Below are 2825 nucleotides of genomic sequence, written 5' to 3'. Positions count from 1 at the left end.
TGGCGCTGTACCTGGCCTCGGACGAGAGCCGCTACATCAACGGCGCGATAATCCCACCCATGACCTCGCCATCAAGACCGGCGAGTATCAGGACCACCAAGGCCAGACCAAGGGCCGCTGGCTGAAGATCGGCAGCGTGTTTCGTCACGACGACGGCGGCACGTCCATCAAGCTGGATGCCATACCGCTCGGCATTCCCGAGTGGCAGGGCTGGGTCAGCGTGTTTTCGCGCGACCAGCAGCAGGCCCAGGGCAGGGGGCAGCAGCCTGCTCAGAGCCGTCAGGTCAACGGTTACGCCAATGCCAATGCCCGTCAGCCTCAGGCGCCGATGCCGCAGCAGGCGCCGGGTGCCTATCAGGACTTCGACGACGAAATCCCTTTTGACTGAGCCCCGCCCGCCCGGCGCTTGGTGGGCGGGGCCGCAGGAGGTACGCCATGAACCGCATCGAGTACTGCACCTATCGCCGGCTGGTTCGCGACAACGGCACCTATGCCCTGCGCTGGGTGCCCCGCGAGACTGCCGAGGAGCTGCGCCGCCTGTTGCGCGAGCAGGGCAAGGAGGATCCGCTGGACGTGCATGCGGGTGTGCTGGCCTACCAGCGCCGCCGCGGCCACGTCTGGCACCATGCCCCCGAGTTTCGCCACCTGCCACCGGGGCGTCTGCCTCGCTGAGCCAACGCCCCGCCGGCGGCGGGGCAAGGAGCCTGACATGACACTTCCCACCCTTTACGAGATCCGCAGTGACTACCTGGAGGCACTGGAAGTGCTCTCCGATCCCGAGCTCGACATGCCCACGGAGGCGATTGCCGATACGCTGGAGGGCCTCGAGGGCCAGCTGCAGGAGAAGGCCGTCAACGTCGCCGCCTTCCTGCGCCACCTCGAGGCCACCGCCGAGGCGATCAAGGAGGCCGAGGCGCGCATGGCACAGCGGCGCCGCGCCATCGAAAACCGCGCCGCCGGCCTGCGTGACTACCTCAAGCTGAACATGGAGGCGACCGGCATCACCAGGATCGAGTCGCCCTGGTTCGAGTTGGCCATTCGCAAGAATCCGCCATCGGTGGAAGTCGATGACGAGGATAAGCTGCCCGCCGAGTTCAAGCGCGAGGTCACCGCGATCAAGGTCGACCGTGCTGCTCTCAAGGCGGCGCTCAAGGAGCGTGCCATCCCGGGCGCACGGCTCACCACCGGCACTCGGCTGGCGATCCGCTGACAACAGACACATCGGGGCGGGCTCGCCCGCCCCGTCAGGAGACACGACATGGAAGCCTTCGATTTCAACACCACCATTCAGAAGATCCGCGACGGCGTCGATGAGGCCCAGCTACAGAGCTGGCTTGCCGAGATGACCGAGGAACAGCGCTGCATCACGGCGCTGCAGCTGGACCGCTACGACCTGATTCCCGAAGGGCGGGGCAACCCCATCGAGGCGTGGTTCAGTCTGGATGCCAACAAGCAGCGCAGCATCTGCAGCGCCAAGGGCTGGTCACCGTTCTGGGCGCATAGCCTGGTGGACATCAACAGCCTCCAGCTGACCCTGGATCAGGCCAATGTGCCTGCCGCGGTCGAGGGCCGCGGTGATGGTCTTGTCGACCAAGTGGCGCGCGTGCGCTATCTCGCCGAGCAGCGCGACCTGCTGCGGCTCTGGGTGGGCCAGTATGGCGACCACGAGTCCGAATGTGCCGCTCGACGCGGTGCTGAGTGCGACTGCGGCTGGGACGGAGTCTGTGACCGGCTGCGGGAGCTGCCCTTCAGCGAATACCTCTACTGAGGCTGTATGCCAAGACATGACGAGCGCGGGCGCTCCCGCGCAAGGAGACCAAGATGAACGCCCGACTCGAAGCCATCGTCGATACCCTGCGCCGCGGCATCGGCGCCGATCAAGAGGCCGACCTGATCGGCGTCCTCAGCACCGGCGAGCGCTGCTATGTCGCCCTGGCGGCACGGCGCATCGACCTGCTGCCGGTCGCCTACAGCCACCCTGTCGAGGCCTGGCACCGGCTGGAGGCGGACTGGCAGCGTGCCGTCTGCCGGCACAATGACTGGCCGGAGTCCTGGGCAAGCACGACCCGGCTGGAGATCGCCGTCAACCTGCACCGCCTACGGATCGCTCTTGATGCCGCCGGCGTTCCTGCCAGCACCCTGCAGGGCACGGACGGTATTGCCGAACGCCTGCAGTATCTGGTCGAAGAGCGCGACGGGTTGCAGTTGCGCCTGGAAGGCACCTTTGGGGATACACGCCGGGTGTGCCAAGCCAGTAACCGCTGAACAGATGATCCACGCAAGAATGGAGGTAGCGGCGATGATTCCGGATAAAGAAGACCTGGGTATCGTATTCCTGCCGACCAACAAGGTGGCCGAAAAGGTGGGGCGCACCCGTCAGGCGCTCTACGTCCTGCGGCAGACAGACCCGACGTTTCCGAAGCCGATCACCATGAGCGAAGGACGCAAGGCACGCCTCTACTGGGTTAAACAGGAGGTCGAGGCCTGGCAGGGCCAGCAGATGGCACGGAGAGACTAACGATGCTTCACCCTGGCCTCGAAGACATCGCGCTGCTCGTCGGTCATGCCAACCTCGAGCGCGTCCAGATAGTCGCAGTACCACTGCATCATCTCGGCGCGCGACTTCAGGTAGTTGGCCTTGTTGTAGGTGCCCTCCATGCCGGGCAGCTTGTGGGCCAGCTGGATCTCCGTCCAGTCGCTGGGCCAGCCATGCTCGGAAAGCAACGTCTTGGCCGTATGACGGGAACCGTGCCCCGTCATGCGGCCCTGATAACCGATCTGCTTGAAGCAGATATTGATGGCGGCGTCGGAGATCACCGGCAGCT

6 protein-coding genes and 1 pseudogene are annotated in these 2825 nt (G+C 65.4%); 6 read left to right on the top strand and 1 reads right to left on the bottom strand.

Annotation, left to right across the window (positions count from 1 at the left end):
* The 6 genes and pseudogenes from IBX53_RS15655 to IBX53_RS15630 form a co-directional block, all read left to right on the top strand.
* A pseudogene (locus tag IBX53_RS15655) lies at positions 1–388 on the top strand (hypothetical protein); the annotation flags it as partial.
* Between the two features lie 47 nt (positions 389–435).
* The gene (locus IBX53_RS15650; protein ID WP_290911166.1) at positions 436–672 is read left to right on the top strand and encodes a hypothetical protein; all 237 of its coding nucleotides are present in this window, start codon (positions 436–438) and stop codon (positions 670–672) included.
* 37 nt (positions 673–709) lie between these two features.
* Complete coding sequence (locus tag IBX53_RS15645) at positions 710–1210, top strand: siphovirus Gp157 family protein (protein ID WP_290911163.1); 501 nt, start codon at positions 710–712, stop codon at positions 1208–1210.
* 48 nt (positions 1211–1258) lie between these two features.
* Entirely contained in the window at positions 1259–1768 is a 510-nt protein-coding gene (locus IBX53_RS15640) for a hypothetical protein (protein ID WP_290911161.1), read from the top strand.
* A gap of 53 nt (positions 1769–1821) precedes the next feature.
* Positions 1822–2265, top strand: coding sequence for a hypothetical protein (locus IBX53_RS15635; RefSeq protein ID WP_290911158.1), 444 nt, complete (start codon positions 1822–1824; stop codon positions 2263–2265).
* A gap of 34 nt (positions 2266–2299) precedes the next feature.
* On the top strand, positions 2300–2518 hold the full coding sequence (locus IBX53_RS15630; protein WP_290911155.1) for an AlpA family transcriptional regulator: 219 nt from the start codon (positions 2300–2302) through the stop codon (positions 2516–2518).
* On the opposite strand, the gene IBX53_RS15625 is transcribed toward IBX53_RS15630, so the two are convergent.
* Positions 2515–2825: tyrosine-type recombinase/integrase (locus tag IBX53_RS15625; protein ID WP_367171625.1), on the bottom strand; the 311-nt coding region annotated here is incomplete at its 5' end. The two genes, IBX53_RS15630 and IBX53_RS15625, sit on opposite strands and share 4 nt — an antisense overlap.

It is taken from the genome of Halomonas sp., assembly GCF_014859505.1.
GTDB lineage: Bacteria > Pseudomonadota > Gammaproteobacteria > Pseudomonadales > Halomonadaceae > Halomonas.
The sequence above is the reverse complement of the archived record's forward strand: the minus strand, read 5'-3'. Positions and strand labels throughout refer to the sequence as shown.

Excerpts from the sequence above, each read along its gene's own strand:
- IBX53_RS15650 (WP_290911166.1), top strand. The coding sequence starts at position 436 with ATGAACCGCATCGAGTACTGCACCTATCGCCGGCTGGTTCGCGACAAC.
- IBX53_RS15645 (WP_290911163.1), top strand. The coding sequence starts at position 710 with ATGACACTTCCCACCCTTTACGAGATCCGCAGTGACTACCTGGAGGCA.
- IBX53_RS15640 (WP_290911161.1), top strand. The coding sequence starts at position 1,259 with ATGGAAGCCTTCGATTTCAACACCACCATTCAGAAGATCCGCGACGGC.
- IBX53_RS15635 (WP_290911158.1), top strand. The coding sequence starts at position 1,822 with ATGAACGCCCGACTCGAAGCCATCGTCGATACCCTGCGCCGCGGCATC.
- IBX53_RS15630 (WP_290911155.1), top strand. The coding sequence starts at position 2,300 with ATGATTCCGGATAAAGAAGACCTGGGTATCGTATTCCTGCCGACCAAC.